Raw genomic sequence first — 16082 nt, 5'->3', positions numbered from 1 at the left:
CGCGGCCGGGGGTCGGCCTCGCGCCGGCCGGCCCGTCAGGCCACGGGCTGGTCGGCCTCCAGCCGCCGGATCGCGGACCGGGTCGCCCCCGCGAAGCTCCAGAACAGCGGCAGGGTGGCCGTCGCGCGCAGCGCCAGGGTGTTGCTCCCCTCGGCGAACAGCGCGCGGCGCAGCTCCGCGGTGATCTCCAGTTGGGCGCCCATGCCGAGCAGGGTGCGGTTGCAGATGTTCTCCGGCGAACGGCCGGCGATCCGCTCCTGCCCGGTGGCCCCGACCGCCCGGATCCCCGCCGCGGTGAACTCCTCGACCAGGTAGCGCCGGAAGGCCGCGTTGAGCCCGCCCACCAGCACCGCCCGGGCGCCGGCCTCCAGGCCGGCGCGAGCGGGTGAACAGCCGTGCACCGAGAGCACGTTGAGGCTGCCGGCGGCCAGCGCGCGGGCCACCGTGTCGTCGCAGTGGGTCGCGGTGACGTGCAGCGGGGCGTTGCCGGCGGCGCGCAGCCCGTCGAAGATCCAGAAGTCGTGCGGCGGACCGCCGTCCGGCCCGGGCGAGAGGTCGGCGGGGTGGTAGCCGGCGATGGCCAGGCACAGTTCCGAGGTGCCCTCCTCGATGCCGCCGCCGTGCGGGGCGATCACCGTGGTCCGGATCCACCTGGGCGGGGCGCCGGGTGGCCCGGCGTCCACCCGGTGCCGGCGGTAGCGCCGCCCGTAGTCCACGCCTTCGGTCAGCCCGGGGTCGGCGTAGAGCGCGGTGTTGGACGGGTAGGTGTCGTTGGCGCCGGGCACGGGGTCACCGGCCGGGTCGACTGTCGGGCCGCCCGCCGGGTCGGTGTCCACGGCGGCGGTGACGGTGGCGGTGGCCGGGCTGGTGGCGGGCGGCTCAGGGCTGTTGAGGACCATGGCAGCCCAGCCTGTCAGCGCGCCGCGCCCCGGGCCAGACGGCACACCGGCACCGCCCGGGCGCGCGCCCCGCCGCAGCCTCAGCCCGCCGCGCGTTCCACCGTCCGTGCCCGCGGTCGCTGCGTCCGGCGGGGCGGGTAGGCCCGGCGACGGCCCAGCAGGACCACCGCCAGGGCGGCGCCCACCAGCGGCGCCGCCACCCAGGGCAGCGCCCCGGCGCCGGCCCGGGCCAGCACGACGCCCCCGGTCAGTGATCCCCCGGCGATGCCGAGGTTGTAGACGGTGGCCTGCAGCGCGGTGGCCGGATCGGCCCGCCGGGGGCCGGCGAGGTCGACCAGCACCGTCTGCAGCAGAGTGGGCGCCGCGCCGAAGGCCGTACCCCAGCAGGCCACCGCAGCCGCGACGAGGACCGGGGAGCCGGCCGCCGGGCCGAGGACGAGCAGCGCGCCCGCGATCAACGCCAGGGCGCCCGGCAGCACCGCCCCCAGGTGCCGGTCCGCGAGGGCCCCGCCGCACCAGACCCCGGCCACCGTGGCGACACCGAAGGTCAGCAGCAGCACACCCGGCCCACCGAGACCGGCGCCGGCCGCGTACGGCGCCAGGTAGGTGTACATCGCCTGGTGGCCGAGGAGCAGGAGCAGCGTCACGGCGAGGGTGCGGCGGATCCCCGGGACGGCCGCGATCCGGCGCAGCGGGAGGCGCCCGGCCGCCGGCTCGCCCGGAAGGTCCGGCAGGTCGGCCAGCGCCCAGCCGACCAGGGCCAGCGCGAGCGCGGCCAGCGCCCCGAACACCGCGCGCCAGCCGGCGGCGCCGGCCAGCGCGGTACCGGCCGGGATGCCGAGCGCCAGGGCGACGGTGATGCCGGCCAGGACGACGGCGATGGCCCGGCCGCGGTGTTCCGGCGACGCGATCCGGGCGGCGTAGCCCGCGAGCATCGCCCAGAGCGTGCCGCCCGCCGCGCCGGCCAGCAGCCGGGCGGCGAAGGTCAGCGGGTAGGTGGTGGAGAGCGCGGTGACGGTGTTGGCGACGGCGAAGGCGAGCAGCAGGCCGATCAGCACCCGGCGCCGGCGCACCCCGCGCAGGGCGGCGGTGACCGGGATCGCGGCCAGGCCTGAGGCGACGGCGTAGCCGGTGACCAGGTAGCCGATCCGGGCCTGCGGGACCGTCAGTCCGGCGCTCATCGCCGGCAGCAGTCCGGCAGGGAGCAGTTCGGTCAGCACGGCGCCGAACGCGGCGGTGAACAGGGCGAGCAGGGGGCGCAGCGGGAAGGTCCCGGGGGTGCCGGGCCCGGGAATCGCGGTGGTCGGGGTCGAGGTGGCAGGCATAGACTCATGCTGGAACCTTCACATCAGTGTGAAGGCAAGCGTGGCCCTGCGGAGCGGCGGGCGGAGGTGGGCGGCCGTGCGGATCGGTGAACTCTCCCGGCGCACCGGCGTCCCGGCCCGGATGCTGCGTTACTACGAGGAGCAGGGCCTGCTGCGGCCCGAGCGGGCGGAGAACGGTTACCGGGTCTACCGCGAGCCGGAGGTGGGCCGGGCGCAGCAGATCCGCGGCCTGCTCGACTCGGGTCTGACCACGGAGCTGATCCGCCGGATCCTGCCGTTCCTGGACGGGCCGCAGGGGATCCACCTCGACCCGCGCTGCCTCACGGCCGAGACCGAGGCCCTGATGCGGGGCGAGGCCGAGCGGATCCAGCAGCGGATCGACTGCCTGGCCCGCAACCGCGACGCGATCCTGGCCTATCTGGCCGCCGTCCGGCCGGCCGCGGACGCCTCTACCCGCTGACGCCCGCACCCACTGACGCCCTTACCCGCTGACGCGCTGACGCCCCGCGCGCCCGCTCCGCTCCACCCGTGCGGTCCCGCACACCCTCCACCTCCACCTCCCCGAGGAGTCGCCGTGCGCGCTGCCCTGTTCACCGTCGACCTGCCCGGCCCCGGGCGGCTGAGCACAATGGCCCGGCCGCGCGGCGCGGACTGGCTGGAGGACGAGATGGCCGCGCTCGTCCGGGCCGGTGTCGACGTGCTGGTCTGCGCGCTGACCGGGCCCGAGCTGGGCGAACTGGGGCTGGCCGCCGAGGGCCGGGCGGCGCGGGCGGCGGGGCTGCGGTTCGTGCCGGTGCCGATCCCCGACCGGTGCGTGCCGGACCTGGCGGCCGTCCTGCCGCAGCTGCACGCGCTGGCCGCCGAACTCTGCGGCGGGGCACACGTGGTGACGCACTGCCGGGCCGGGATCGGGCGGGCCTCCTTGCTGGCCGCCGCGTTGCTGATCCTGGGCGGGACGGCACCCGGGGAGGCCTGGGCCGCGATCGAGGCGGCCCGCGGTCTCGCCGTACCGGACACGCCCGAGCAGCGGGAGTGGACGCTGCGGCTGCCCGGGCCCCACGATCGCTCCCGTTGACATGTGACCTTTTGGTCACCTATGGTCGAAGGGTGGATCTGGTGTTCAAAGCCTTGGCCGACCCGACCCGGCGCAGCCTGCTCGACGCGCTCTTCCAGGAGGACGGGCAGAGCCTCGGCGCGCTCGAGGCCCGCTTCGAGATGACCCGCTTCGCCGTGATGAAGCACCTCAAACTGCTGGAGGAGGCGGGCCTGGTGGTCACCAGGCGCCAGGGCCGGGAGAAGCTGCACTTCCTCAACCCGGTCCCCATCCGGCTCGTCCACGACCGGTGGGTGAGCAAGTACACGGGGCCGTGGGCCGCCGCGCTCAGTGACCTCAAGAGTCGACTGGAGAGTCCCATGCAGAAGGTCTTCGAGATCTACATCCGCACCACTCCGGAGCGCCTCTGGGAGGCGATCACCGACCCGAAGATCCGCGCCAAGTACAACTTCGGTGCCGAGGTCACCTCGGACTGGACCCCGGGCTCCCGGTACGAGATGGGTTCCCCCAAGGCCGGCGTGCGGCTGGGCGAGGGCGTCAACCTCGAGGTCGACCCGCCCCGCCGGCTGGTCCAGAGCATGATGGCGCTCTGGAGCGAGGAGGTGCGCAGCGAGGGCACCAGCCGGGTCACCTGGGAGATCGAGCCGGTCGGTGACTCCTGCCGCCTCACCGTCACCCACGACGAGCTCCGCGAGGGCGCCAACGACGAGCTGTACGGCGGCTGGCCGATGATCCTCTCCGGCCTGAAGACGTGGCTGGAGACCGGCGAACTGCTCACCACGCCCGGCTCGCTGATGTACACCTGAGCCGCCGCCGGGTGCCGGGGCCGAGGTCGGGGTGGGGTCGGGAGGGCCGTCCCGCACTCACCCGCTCGGCCGAGCCCGGGGCCGAGCCCGGGGCCGCCGCTCCGGGCCGGTCCTGCGGCCGGTGGCCGCCCGGGCGGGCCCCTGCCCGGGCCACCGGACTCGCCGAGGGAGCCGTGCTGGCAGATAGTCGGTTCACGGATCTTGACACGAGGAGGACCATGCCCGGCAGGACTTTCGGCGCCGCGCTCGTACTCGCCCTCGGGGTGAGCACCTTCGGAGCGAGCGCCCTCGCGCTGACCTCGACCTCCCCGGCCGCCTCGGCGGACGCGGACCCGGCACCGGCGGCCTCGCCGGCCGACCCGGCCGACCCGGCCGCGCCCGACGGGCCCCCGGCCCCCGCCGGCTCGCCCGACGCCGGCACACCGGCCGACCCGGCCGCCCCGGCGTCACCCGTGGACCAACCGGCGCCCGACACCCCGGGCATCCCCGCGGACGGCCCGGCCGACACCCCCGCGACCACCCCTGCGGACAGCCCGGCGACCACCCCCGCCGACACGCCGCCGGCGACCACCACCATCACCATCGCCGCGGCCGCCATCGACCCGAAGATCCCCAGCCGGGTCAAGGTCGACCTCGACTACCTGTGCACCGCGCCCACCGGCGAGCGTTCGCTCAACACCTCGGTGGAGCAGACCGACCCGACCGACCCGGCCACCGTCGCGTTCGGCGCCACCCGCAGCTCCCCCACCGTGATCGTCTGCGACGGCACCCCGCAGCACCAGACCGTCGTGGTGCAGTCCAAGACCAGCAACTGGATCCCGGACGTGGCCGCCGTCGTGGTCACCACCCTCTCCGATCTCGGCGCCGCTCCCCCGGCCGCCGCCGACGCCCGGAAGCTGGGCCTCCCGCTCCCCGCCACCACGACGCCCTGACGTCCCCCTCCCCCCGGCGCAACCGGCCGGTGTCCGGGACATGTCCTCCTGTCGGGGCCCGCGACTAGACTCGCGGCCTGACGGAACATCAGACATGTGCGCGTGCACCGGTGGTTCGGGGACGTTCGGGGGGATGGTGTGGCACAGGGATCCATGCACGGGGACGTGGGGCTCGGCGGTCTGCCGACCACGGCCAAGTACGAGGTCGACACCCTCGTCAAGGGGCTGATCGACCAGTTCCGCGCCGCCCGGCTGCCGATGCCGGTGGTGGTGCTGCACGCCGAGGAGGCCGACCCGGCGCTCGACCGCGAGGTGACCGGGGTGGTCACCGCCGTCCAGGAGGCGCAGGAGGGCGGCGGCCTGCCCTACCGGGTGGTCGGCGGCGGAGTGGGCGGCGGTGACCCGCACCTGAACGCGATCGGCATCCTGGACGCGGTCGCGCGCGGCCCGTGGGCCCGGCGCGGCCCGTCCTGGTACCGGAGTTACGCGGTGCCCAGGTCGCGGCTGATCGCCGCCGTCGAGGCGGCGGCCCAGCACGTGCTGGCCTCGCCCGCGGGCGCAGCCCGACCGCTGGACGACCAGGTCGAGGACGTGCTGACCCGGCTGCGCGACCTGCACTGGCGGCCGGAGCGCCGCACCGCGGGCAGCACGCTCCAGCAGACCCTCTCGCCGCTGCTCAACTCCACCACGCTGATCGGTGCGGTGGTGCTGGCCGGCCTCACCACCCTGCTCACCCAGGCGCGTTGGGAGCTGGTGCTCGGGGTGGTGCTGGCCACCTTCCTGCTGCTGGTGGTGACCGGCTGGATCCGCCGCAACACCGCCCCGCTGTCCTGGCTCGGGCAGGCCAGCCGGTGGTTCGCCACCACCACGTTCCTCGCCGCCTCCGGCCGGCAGGCCGCGGCCTGGTCGATCTGGCGGCCGCGGATGTCCTGGGACGTCACCCAGGCCCGGGCCCGCGAGGTGGCCGGCGAGATCCTCAAGGCCCAGCTGCCCGCCACTCCGGCGGACGAGCGCGAGCGCGCCCAGCAGTTCCACCTCCAGCTGCGCACCCTCGCCCTGCTGGAGGACCTGCGCTCGGCGCACCGCTCCTGGGCCCCGGACCTGCGCGCCCGCAAGCGCCGGGTTCCGCCGGTGGTCTTCCTGCCCAGCGCCGGCACCGCCAACGGCGGCCTGAGGGTGCTCGGCGCGATCAGCGACGTGCGCAGCCGCCGCAGCGAGCAGGACCCGCTGCTGGTGCTGGCCGGCGTCGCGCACGCGGACGTGGCGCGCTGGCTGCGGGCGGACGCCGGCGGGCCGGCCCCGCTGCACCCCGGCGGGCCGCGCCGCGGCAGCCCGTACGAGAACTGGGTGAGCGACCTGCGGGTCCGGCAGGCGCCCAGCCGGGGCCGGGCGCTGGCCTGGACGCTGCCGATCGGGCTCGGCCGGCTCCAGCTGAGCGCCGGGAACACCACCCGGCTGGCGGCGGTGCCGGTGCGCCGGTCCTGGTGGGTGCTGTGGTCGCGCTGGACGCTGCTGCTGGTGCTGGTGGCGGCCGCGGCGGGCGGTGCGGTGCGCAGCGGGCAGCTCTCGGACCGGTACTGCGAGGGGCGGTTGATCGGTTCGAACCACGACGCGGTGTGGCTGGTGGACCAGGGCGGGGCGCGCGAGTGCGTCGGGGTGGCGACCGGCGGGGTGTCGTTCACGTCCGGGCACGACGTGCGGCTGAGCGGCACGCTGCCCGGTGCGGCGGGCGAGCCGCAGGCGGCGGGGGCGGCGATCGACCTCGGCGTCCTGGAGGCGTCGATCCGGCGGGAGAACGAGCGGGTCGCGGCGCTGCCGGACGTGCGGTACGTGACCGTGGTGTACGCGGGTTCGCTGACCACCGCGGCCGGGCAGGAGCCGCGGGCGCTGAACAGCCTCAAGGAGCTCACCGGGGTGCACCTCGCGCAGCTGCGCAACAACGCCGGCGAGCCGCTGAAGATCAAGGTGCTGATCGCCAACGGCGGCCAGGACATGTACTTCCAGACCGAGATGACCGAGCGGATCGTGGCGGTGGCGGCCCGGGACAGCTCGGTGGTCGGGGTGGTCGGGCTGGGCCGGGACACCGCCGACAGCGACCGGGCGGTCGGCCTGTTGCAGCGGGCGGGCCTGGCCGTGGTGGACACCACCAACTCCGGGACCGACCTGGCTCGGCGGCACGTCAACTACTTCGGGCTGGCCGCCACCGACCAGGAGGAGGCCGCCGCGCTCCGGCAGATCGCCGACGGCCTGGCCCCGGCGGCGGGCGAGCGCTGGGCGGCCGTGTTCACCCGGCGGACCGGGCGGGACGATCTGTACAGCCCCGAACAGGCCAGGTACGGCGGGCAGATGCTGCCGGACGCCGGCTTCCGGCTGGCCGGCGGACGCCCGCTGGAGTACGGGCTGAACAGCAACGGGGACCCGGACTTCGAGGACGCGCTGCGCGAGAGCTGCCAGTCGGCCCACCCGCCGACGGTGATCTACCTGGCGGGCCGGGCGGACGACGTGAACCAGCTGATGCGCCGGCTGGCCGCCGACCCGGGCTGCAACCACCCGCTGACCATCCTGACCGGCGACGACCTGACGAAGGCCCAGTTCCGGTCCGGGGCGACCTGGATGGCACCGCAGGCCACCCTGTACTACATCGCGCTGACCGACCCGACCGTCACCGCGCGCGACTCCGACCTGGCCGAGACCGCCGCCGCGCAGTTGCGGATCGTCCCGCAGCCGGCGGGCGGCAACCCGTACGAGGACGACGTCTTCTCGGACGGCTCGCTGGCGCTCGCGTACGACGCCACCGCCGCGCTGCACGCCGGGGCGGAGAAGGCGGGGGCGGACCAGGACGGCGGGCGGGGCGCGGTGATGGCGGGCCTGCGCGCGGTCGAGCTGAAGAACCGGGCGACCGGGACGATCGACTTCCGGGAGACCCGCCCGCTGCCGGCCACCGGCACCCAGCCGGGCCACGGCATCAACATCATCCGGGTGGTCCGGGACTCCGACGGGCGGCCCCGGCCGGAGCGGATCTGCGGCCGCCCGGCCGGCAGCACCACCGAACTCCAGGGCTGCCTGCCGTGAACCCGGCCTCCGCCCCGCGGAGTTGAACCCGGCGCGGTGCCCGGCCGGCGAGGTCGGACCACTGCGGTGCCCGCGGCGCGCCGAGCGCTCCGCGGGCACCGGGAGCGTCACGGCATGGTGCAGAAGGAGGTCTTCACGGCGGTGGCGACCAGCTTGCCCTGCTGGTCGTTCAGGGTGACGCTGCCGCCGCTGAACTTGGCGGCGGCCTCCTTGGCCACCGTGGCCTCGTCCTTGCCGGACTGGATCTGGGCGCAGACATACTGGGCGCCGGCCACGGCCTTGGTCGGGTCGGCCGCCAGCTCCGGGTTGACGATCTTGAGTCCGGCGAGCAGTCCGGCCTGCTGGGCGGCGTTGGGGCTCGGCACCACCGGCGGGGCGGACGGCTTGGTGGCCCCGGCGGCCGAGGTGGCCGCCGCCTGGGTCGGAGCGGGGTTCGGGGTCGCGGGGCCGCCGCTGCTGCCGCAGGCGGTCAGGGAGAGCAGGGCGCCGGCGGCGGCCACGCCGATGGTGATGACTCGAATACGCATGCCGTCACCGTGCCACACGGCGCGGGCCGGACCGGCGGCTGTGACGAGCCCGTGACGGTCCGACAGGCGACTCGATACCTCCCGCACCGGGCCGGAACGGCCGAGCCGGGAGCATCTATCACAGCGCCTCGACCAGAAGATGAAGAAGCAACATCAATCCACTCGATCCGGCCATATATGAAGGTCCGCGTCCGATGGGCGGAAGAGTTGTGTCCGGAAGGCGGACACCTGGACGTCACCCGGCCGGGCTGCCGGCGGCCCCGCCGCCACCGCCATGCGCGGGCCCGGGGGCCGCGCAGGCGTCCGAATGTCGATCATCGGATCCGGACGGCGGCCGTCGGGACGCGACCCCGCGAGAAGTCCGGAATCCTCTGCGGCGGTTGCCCGGAATAGCGCCCTTCACCGACAGTCGAACAGATGAACATCATTCAGCGCCTGGGCCAGGGACCGCTCTTGGGCCATCGAGACTTCCGCCTGCTCCTGTCCGGCGCGGCCACCAGCCAGTTCGGCAGCCAGGTCACCCTGGTCGCCCTGCCGCTGGTCGCCGTCCTGGAACTGGACGCCTCGCCGTTCCAGGTCGGCCTGCTGACCGCCGCCGAGACGGCCGCGTTCCTGCTGGTCGGCCTGCCCGCCGGCGCGTGGCTGGACCGGGTCCGCCGGCTGCCGGTGCTCATCCGCGCCGACCTGGTGCGCTGCCTGGCGGTGGCCTCCGTCCCGCTGGCCGCCGTCACCGACACGCTGACCATGGCCCAGCTCTACCTGGTGGCCCTGATCACCGGTGTGGCCACGGTGTTCTTCGACGTCGCGCACCAGTCCTTCCTGCCGCAGCTGCTGCCGCGCGAGCAGCTGGTCGCGGGCAACGGCGCGCTGGAGACCGTGCGTTCGGTGGCGCAGGTGGGTGGCCCGGGCCTGGGCGGCGGGCTGGTCCAGCTGCTCGGCGCACCCCTGGCGATCGTCGCCGACGCCCTGGGCTACCTCACCTCGGCGCTCTTCCTGCTCGGCCTGCGCACCGAGGAGCCGAAGCCCGAGCCGGTGCCCGGCAGCTCGCTGCGGGCGGAGATCGGCGAGGGCGTCGGCTTCGTGCTGAAGCATCCGCTGCTGCGCATGATCGCCGCCGCCACCGCCGCCTCCAACCTGTTCGGCGCCCTGCTGATGGCCGTCCAGACGGTCTTCTGGGTCCGGGTGCTCGGGCTCTCCGCCGGCGCCATCGGCCTGCTGCTGTCGGTGTCCGCGCTGGGCGGCCTGGCCGGCGCCCTGTGCGCGGGGGCGCTGGCCCGGCGGGTGGGCCAGGCCCGCCTGATCTGGCTCTCCACCGTGGTCAGTTCGCCGTTCGCGGTGCTCTGGCCGCTCTCCGGCCGGGGCGCCGGGGTGCTGCTGTTCGGGGTCGCCTCGGCCGTGGTGCTGTTCGGCGCGGTGGTCTACAACGTGGCCCAGGTGAGCTTCCGTCAGGTCATCTGCCCGCCCGAGCTGCTGGGCCGGATGAACGCCACCATGCGCTTCCTGGTCTGGGGCACCATGCCGCTGGGCGCGCTGGCCGGTGGCACCCTGGCCGCCGCGGCCGGACCGCGCGCCGCCCTGTGGGTGTGCGCCGCGGGCTTCCTCGCCGTGCCGCTGCCCCTGCTGCTGTCGCCGCTGCGCGGCCTGCGGGACCTACCCGCGGACGGCCCCCACGCCCCCGACACCGGCGACGCCGACGCCGATGCCGACGTCACGCCGGCGACCGAGACCGCCCCCGCCGCGGGCTGACCGGCCCGACGCCCACCCGAACCGTTCGAACCACCGACCGGAGATCCGACCGTGTCCTCCAGCATCACCACCGCCTACCTCGCCCGCTACCGCTCGGTGGCGGCCGGCTCGGCCGAGCTGCTGCCGGTGACCGGCGCCCAGCGGCGCTTCCTGCTCGCCCGCCGGCTCGATCCGCTGGGCCGGCCCGATCTGGTCCCGCTGTTCTTCACCTTCCCGCGCGGGGCCGTCGACCTCGCCGTGCTGCGGGCGGCCGCGCTCCGGCTGGCTGCCCACCACCCGGCGCTGCGCGGCCGGTTCGCCTCGCTGCGCGGCACGCCGGTGCTGCGGCTGGGACCGGCGCAGGCCGACGTCCGCCGGGTCACCGCCGCACCGGGCGAGAGCGCCGCCGACGCGCTGCGGCGCGAGCTGCTCGCGCTGCCGGCGGACGGCCCCGCGCTGCGGCTGCTGCTGGCCGGCGGCCCCGCGGACGAGGAGGAGCTGCTCGCGGTGGTCCTGGACCACGCGGCCTGCGACGAGCAGTCGCTCGGCATCGTCACCGCCGGCCTGAGCGCGGCCTACCAGGATGAGCAGCCGGCGGGCGACGGGAGCGAGCAGGAGCGCACCGAGGCCTACCGCGAGGCCGTCGAGCTGCAACTCGCCGCCGAGGCGGCCGCCTCCGACGAGCGCGGCCGGGCGCACTGGGCCGCCCGACTCGGCGGGCTGCGCTCCGAGCCACCGGCGCCACCGGCCGCCGAACCGTCCACCGGCATGCTGACCCACCGTCTGCCCGCCGCCACCGGAGCGGCCCGCGGCGCGGTCTTCCCCGCCCTGCTGGACGCCGTCTCGGCCGCCGCCCGCAGCCTGCGCGGCCCCGGCGCCGCCACCCCGGCGCTCGGCTACCCGTGGGGCGGGCGACCGCCCGCGGCCGCCCCGGTGCTGGGGTGCTTCCTGAACACCCTGGTCCATCCGGCCGCCCCCGGCCCCGCCGCGCTGGACGAGCTCAGCGGCGCCTGGTGGGACGACCTGGACCACGCCGACCTGCCGTTCGACGAGGTCGTGCACGCGGCCCGCGCCGCCGGCGCGCGCTGGACCGGCGCGCTGGACGGCCTGCTCACCTTCGAGGACCTGGACCGCCGCCCGCCGCTACGGCTCGGTGCGGCCGCCGGCCGCGAGACGCACCTGTCCGGGCGCCCGCTCGCGGCCCCGTTCGCCGTCTCCGCCTCGCACGGCCAGGACCTGCTGGTCAGGTTCGCCTGGGACCGCCGGCTGCGGCCCGAACCGGCCGCCGCCGAGGCCTTCGACACCCTGCTCGACACCCTCCGGCACCACCTGGGGGCCACCGCCCCCGCCACCGGAGCCTGACCCCGGGCCCCGGCCGGTACCACCGGCCGGGGCCCCGAACCCGTACGACTCCCGCCACAAGCAAGGGGAACCACCCATGTTCGCTCTCTCCTCCTCGCAGGAGATCGTCTGGCTGCACGAGCAGTTGCAGCCCGGCAGCCGCGCCTACAACTTCACCGCCGCCCTGGACCTGTGGGGCACGCTCGACCGGGACGCCCTGCGCGCCGGCCTCGCCGCGGTCGTCGCCCACCACCCCGGGCTGCGCCTGGAGCTGGTCGCCCGCGAGGGCGGGCTGCCCGGCCAGCGCGTCCGGATCGACGCCGTACCGCGGCTGCGCACCAGCGACCTGTCCGGCGAGAGCGACCCGGAGGCCGCCTTCCAGGACCTGCTGCGGGCCGAGGCCGAGGAGCCGCTGGACACCGAGGAGGCCCCGCTGCTGCGCTGGCACCTGGTCCGGATCGGCGAGCGGCACCACCGTCTGGTCCACGTCGAGCACCACCTGATCCACGACGGCCACTCGTTCGCGATCCTGCTGCGCGACCTGTTCACCGTCTACCGCGCCGAGGTGCTCGGCACCAAGGCCGAGCTGCCGACCGCCCCCTCGTACGAGGAGCACGCCCGCTCCTCCGCCGGGGTCGACCGGTCCGCCAGCCTCGCGTTCTGGCAGGACGAGCTGCGGGACGCGCCGCTCACCCTGACCCTGCCCGGCCTGGCCCGGCCGGGCGCGACCCGGGCGCACCGCGGCGGCCAGCTGCGGCAGTCGATCGGCGCCGACCTCGCCGAGCGGCTGCGCGAGCGCAGCCGGACCGACGGGCACACCCCGTTCTCCACCCTGCTCACGCTCTTCGCCGAGCTGCTGCGCCGCCACAGCGGGCACCGCGAACTGGTGGTCGGCACCGCCGTCGGCAACCGCCCGGTCGGGTACGAGGGCACGGTCGGCATGTTCGTGAACACCGTGCCGCTGCGGCTGCGGCTGGACCCGGCCGCGCCCGGCACCGACGCCGTGGACGAGGTGACCGACACCCTGCTCCGCGCGCTGCCCCACCAGGACGTGCCCGTCCAGGAGTTGACCCGCGAGCTGGGCCTGCACACCAGCGGCGCCGACAACCCGCTGTTCAGCGTGATGTTCAGCGCGCACGACGCCACGCTCCCGGTGGTCGAGGCGCCCGACCTCGAGGTGTCGCTCTACGAGGGGTTCAACACCGGCACCACCCGCTTCGACCTGGACCTGGTGCTGCTGCCGGACGACCGCCGGGTGGTCGGCGAGCGGCACGGCGCGGCCGGGATGACCATGGTCTGGGACTACGACGAGGACGTGTTCGGCCGGGAGGTCGCCGAGCTGCTCGCCGGCCGCCTGCTCGACCTGGTGCGCGCCTACCTGGACCGCCCGCAGGCCGAGCTGGCCGACCTCGCGGTGCCCGTCGCGCCGGCCGTCCCGGTCGCTGCCGGGCCGGTCGCACCGGACCTCGCGGTGCTCGACCCGCTGGCGGGCCGCGACCCGGCGCAGCCGGCCGTGATCGCCGGCGCCGAGCGGCTGAGCTACGGCGAGCTGGACCGCCGGGTGGCCGAGCTGGTCGAGCGGCTGCGCGCGGCCGGGGTGACGGCCGGCCGGCCGGTGGCCGCGGTGCTGCCGCGCGGGGTGGACAGCGTGGTCGCCCTGCTCGCCTGCCTGCGACTGGAGGCGGTGTACGCGCCGCTCTCCCCGGAGGACCCGGCGGCCCGGCTCGACCTGCTGCTGGACCGGCTCGCCCCGGCCCTGGTGCTGGCCACCCGGCAGAGCGCGCTGGCGCTGTCCGCCGAGGGCCGCACCCCCGCGCTGCTGGACGGCCCCGCGTTCCCGAAGGCCGAGCCCGCCGCGGAGCTGCCCGGCGCCGCATACGTGATCCACACCTCCGGCTCGACCGGCGTGCCCAAGCCCGTCCTGGTCGGCCGGGCCGCGCTGGCCGGCTACGTGGGCGCGCTGGCGCAGCGGTACGGCCTGGGGGTCCAGGACCGGGTGCTGCTGTTCGCCCGGCCGTCCTTCGACGTGGCGCTGGAGGAGGTGCTTCCCTCGCTGGCCGCCGGTGCCTGCCTGGTGCTGCCGCAGCGCGAGGTGCCGACCGGCCCGGAGCTGGTGGCGGTGCTGGCCGCCCGTCAGGTGAGCGTCGCCAACCTGCCGACCAGCTACTTCCTGGCCGTCCGCGAGGAGCTGCGCGAGGCGCTGCGGGACGGGCGCTGGGCGCCGCGACTGCTGGTGCTGGGCGGCGAGCGGCTGCCCGCCGCGGCGCTGCGCGGCCTGGCCGAGGACACCACCGCGACGGTGCTGAACGCGTACGGCGTGACCGAGGCGACGGTGACCTCGACGGTGCACGCGATCACCGCGGCCGATCTGGCCGACGGGGCCGAGATCCCGCTCGGCGCCGAGCTGCCCGGCACCCGGGTGCACGTCCTGGACGAGGGCCTGCGCCCGCTGCCGGCCGGCGCGATCGGCGAACTCGCCGTCGGCGGCGGCTCGCTGGCCGAGGGCTACCTCGGGCTTGAGCAGGTCACGGCGGAGCGGTTCGTCACGCCGCAGGCGCTCGGCGGGGAGCGGGTGTACCGCACGGGTGACCGCGGCTACCGCGACCTCCAGGGCCGGCTGTGGTTCCTGGGCCGTCAGGACAACCAGGTCAAGCTGCGCGGGTACCGGATCGAGCTGGAGGAGATCGAGGCCGCGGCCTCGGCCGAACTGGCCGGCCGCTCCTGCGCGGTGGTGCTCGACCGCGAGGGGCCCGGTGGCCCCCGCCTGGTCGGCTTCCTGGAGGGCGTCGAGCAGCCCGACCAGGCCGCGCTGCACGCGGCGCTGGCGCAGCGGCTGCCCGGCGGGCTGGTGCCCGGCCTGTGGGTGGCGCTGGAGTCGATGCCCACCCTGCCGGGCGGCAAGCCCGACCGGTCCGCGCTGGCCCGGGCCGTCGGCGAGCTGCCGGCGCCGGGCGAGGAGCCGGACGGCGGGGGCGCCGACGCCGGCTTCACCGGGCCGGGCGAGGCGCTGGTGGCCGAGGCGTGGCGGGATGCGCTCGGTCACGACCGGTTCACCGCCGACTCGCACTTCTTCGAGGTCGGCGGGCACTCCCTGCTGGCCGCCCAGCTGGCCGCCTGGCTGGAGCCGCACCTCGGCCACCGGCCGTCCCTGCGGGTGCTGTTCCAGCACCCGGTGCTGGCCGACCAGGCCCGTGCCCTGACGGGAGGCCGGTCGTGATCTCCACCCCTTCCGCCGTCCTGGAGGACGGCCACCGCGAGCTGGTCGAGGCGTTCGAGAGCTTCGTGCGGCGCGAGCTGGTCCCGCTGGCCGCCGAGCTGCCGGAGACCGCCGACCTGCCGCCCGCCGACCTGCGGTCCTACGTGCGCAAGCGCTCGGCCGCGCTGGGCTTCTACGCCGGGGACTACCCGGAGGAGCTGGGCGGCTCCGGGATGCCGTTCACGGCGGTGGTGCTGCTGCACCACGCGGCCGGGCGCAGCGGCTGCTCGCTGGCGCCGTACGCGCTGGCCGGCTCCGACGGTCCGAGCCCGCTGCTGCGGCACGGCACGCCGGAGCAGATCGAGAAGTACCTGGTGCCGCTGGTGCGGGGCACCTCGGCGCGCTGCCTGGCGCTGACCGAGCCGCAGGCCGGCTCGGACGCGTTCCGGCTGACCACCACGGCGGTCCGGGACGGTGACGGCTGGCTGATCAGCGGCCGCAAGACCTTCGTCTCCAACGCCGACCGGGCCGACCTCGCGCTGGTGGTCACCGCCACCGACCTGGGTGCGGGCCCGAGCGCCGGGGCGACCGCGTTCGTCCTCCCGATGGACACCCCGGGCCTGCGGATCGGCCAGCGCTACGAGGGCATGTCGGGCGAGCCGATGTTCGAGCTGCTGCTGGAGCGGGTCCGGGTGCCGATGGACGCCGTGATCGGCGGCGCGGAGGGGGTCGGGGCGGCGACGGCGCTGGCCATGGACAGCCTCTCGCGCGGCCGGCTGGTGGTGGCCGCGATGTGCAACGGCGTGGCCGAGTACGCGCTGCGCCTGGGCGTGGAGTACGCCCGCGAGCGGCAGGCGTTCGGCGAGCGGATCGGCAGCTACCAGCACGTCCAGGAGCACCTGGTGCGCAGCCGGGCCGAGGTGGAGGCGGCCAAGCTGCTCACCCTCGCCTGCGCCCGGCTGGTGGACGAGGGCACCGAGGCGCCGGAGAACGCGGCGCTGGCGAAGCTGACCTCCTCGGAGACCGCGGTGCGGGTGGTGGACCGCTCGCTGCAGGTGCACGGGGCGACCGGCTGGGTGCGCGGGCATCCGCTGGAGTTCCTGTACCGCTACGTCCGGATGATGACGATCATCGAGGGGACCTCCGAGGTCCAGAAGGTGATCGTCGCACGGGCCATGGGCCTGGGCTGACCGCAACCACTGTTC

At 75.9% G+C, this 16082-nt stretch carries 12 protein-coding genes; 9 read left to right on the top strand and 3 right to left on the bottom strand.

What is annotated here, in order from left to right; all coding sequences use genetic code 11:
- Nucleotides 1–35 precede the first annotated feature (35 nt).
- Nucleotides 36–899: a poly-gamma-glutamate hydrolase family protein gene (locus tag ABT014_RS22975; protein ID WP_350640895.1), complete on the bottom strand. Its 864-nt coding sequence runs from the start codon at nucleotides 897–899 to the stop codon at nucleotides 36–38.
- Nucleotides 900–979: 80 nt separating this feature from the next.
- Nucleotides 980–2224, bottom strand: coding sequence for an MFS transporter (locus tag ABT014_RS22970; protein ID WP_350640894.1), 1245 nt, complete (start codon nucleotides 2222–2224; stop codon nucleotides 980–982).
- A gap of 76 nt (nucleotides 2225–2300) precedes the next feature.
- Here ABT014_RS22970 and ABT014_RS22965 point away from each other — a divergent pair, with 76 nt between their 5' ends.
- The 5 genes from ABT014_RS22965 (at nucleotide 2301) to ABT014_RS22945 (ending at nucleotide 8088) form a co-directional block, all read left to right on the top strand.
- Complete coding sequence (locus ABT014_RS22965; RefSeq protein WP_350640893.1) at nucleotides 2301–2684, top strand: MerR family transcriptional regulator; 384 nt, start codon at nucleotides 2301–2303, stop codon at nucleotides 2682–2684.
- Between the two features lie 114 nt (nucleotides 2685–2798).
- The gene (locus ABT014_RS22960) at nucleotides 2799–3299 is read left to right on the top strand and encodes a protein-tyrosine phosphatase family protein (protein WP_350640892.1); all 501 of its coding nucleotides are present in this window, start codon (nucleotides 2799–2801) and stop codon (nucleotides 3297–3299) included.
- Nucleotides 3300–3331: 32 nt separating this feature from the next.
- Nucleotides 3332–4084, top strand: coding sequence for an ArsR/SmtB family transcription factor (locus tag ABT014_RS22955; RefSeq protein ID WP_350640891.1), 753 nt, complete (start codon nucleotides 3332–3334; stop codon nucleotides 4082–4084).
- A 218-nt stretch (nucleotides 4085–4302) separates the two neighbouring features.
- Nucleotides 4303–5016, top strand: coding sequence for a hypothetical protein (locus ABT014_RS22950; protein WP_350640890.1), 714 nt, complete (start codon nucleotides 4303–4305; stop codon nucleotides 5014–5016).
- A 153-nt stretch (nucleotides 5017–5169) separates the two neighbouring features.
- Nucleotides 5170–8088, top strand: coding sequence for a hypothetical protein (locus tag ABT014_RS22945; protein ID WP_350640889.1), 2919 nt, complete (start codon nucleotides 5170–5172; stop codon nucleotides 8086–8088).
- Nucleotides 8089–8195: 107 nt separating this feature from the next.
- Here ABT014_RS22945 and ABT014_RS22940 read toward each other — a convergent pair whose 3' ends face one another.
- On the bottom strand, nucleotides 8196–8615 hold the full coding sequence (locus ABT014_RS22940; protein WP_350640888.1) for a DUF732 domain-containing protein: 420 nt from the start codon (nucleotides 8613–8615) through the stop codon (nucleotides 8196–8198).
- A 417-nt stretch (nucleotides 8616–9032) separates the two neighbouring features.
- On the opposite strand from ABT014_RS22940, the gene ABT014_RS22935 reads away from it, so the two are divergent.
- From ABT014_RS22935 to ABT014_RS22920, 4 genes are all read left to right on the top strand, one after another.
- Nucleotides 9033–10361 carry an MFS transporter gene (locus tag ABT014_RS22935; RefSeq protein WP_350640887.1) on the top strand — a complete coding sequence of 443 codons (1329 nt, stop codon included), beginning with the start codon at nucleotides 9033–9035 and terminating at the stop codon, nucleotides 10359–10361.
- A 51-nt stretch (nucleotides 10362–10412) separates the two neighbouring features.
- Nucleotides 10413–11702, top strand: a complete 1290-nt coding sequence (locus ABT014_RS22930) for a non-ribosomal peptide synthetase (RefSeq protein ID WP_350640886.1) — start codon at nucleotides 10413–10415, stop codon at nucleotides 11700–11702.
- Between the two features lie 76 nt (nucleotides 11703–11778).
- Entirely contained in the window at nucleotides 11779–14898 is a 3120-nt protein-coding gene (locus ABT014_RS22925) for a non-ribosomal peptide synthetase (protein WP_350640885.1), read from the top strand.
- On the top strand, nucleotides 14895–16067 hold the full coding sequence (locus ABT014_RS22920; RefSeq protein WP_350640884.1) for an acyl-CoA dehydrogenase family protein: 1173 nt from the start codon (nucleotides 14895–14897) through the stop codon (nucleotides 16065–16067). Before ABT014_RS22925 ends, ABT014_RS22920 begins: the two co-directional genes overlap by 4 nt.
- Nucleotides 16068–16082 lie beyond the last annotated feature (15 nt).

This window comes from Kitasatospora sp. NPDC094015 (assembly GCF_040304075.1).
Classification (GTDB): Bacteria; Actinomycetota; Actinomycetes; order Streptomycetales; family Streptomycetaceae; genus Kitasatospora.
This window is presented reverse-complemented; position numbering and strand designations above follow the sequence as displayed.

What these genes read in the sequence shown, in the direction of transcription:
- ABT014_RS22945 (WP_350640889.1), top strand. Translation starts at nt 5,170, where the DNA reads ATGCACGGGGACGTGGGGCTCGGCGGTCTGCCGACCACGGCCAAGTAC.
- ABT014_RS22950 (WP_350640890.1), top strand. Translation starts at nt 4,303, where the DNA reads ATGCCCGGCAGGACTTTCGGCGCCGCGCTCGTACTCGCCCTCGGGGTG.
- ABT014_RS22940 (WP_350640888.1), bottom strand. Translation starts at nt 8,615, where the DNA reads ATGCGTATTCGAGTCATCACCATCGGCGTGGCCGCCGCCGGCGCCCTG.
- ABT014_RS22935 (WP_350640887.1), top strand. Translation starts at nt 9,033, where the DNA reads ATGAACATCATTCAGCGCCTGGGCCAGGGACCGCTCTTGGGCCATCGA.
- ABT014_RS22925 (WP_350640885.1), top strand. Translation starts at nt 11,779, where the DNA reads ATGTTCGCTCTCTCCTCCTCGCAGGAGATCGTCTGGCTGCACGAGCAG.
- ABT014_RS22970 (WP_350640894.1), bottom strand. Translation starts at nt 2,224, where the DNA reads ATGCCTGCCACCTCGACCCCGACCACCGCGATTCCCGGGCCCGGCACC.
- ABT014_RS22975 (WP_350640895.1), bottom strand. Translation starts at nt 899, where the DNA reads ATGGTCCTCAACAGCCCTGAGCCGCCCGCCACCAGCCCGGCCACCGCC.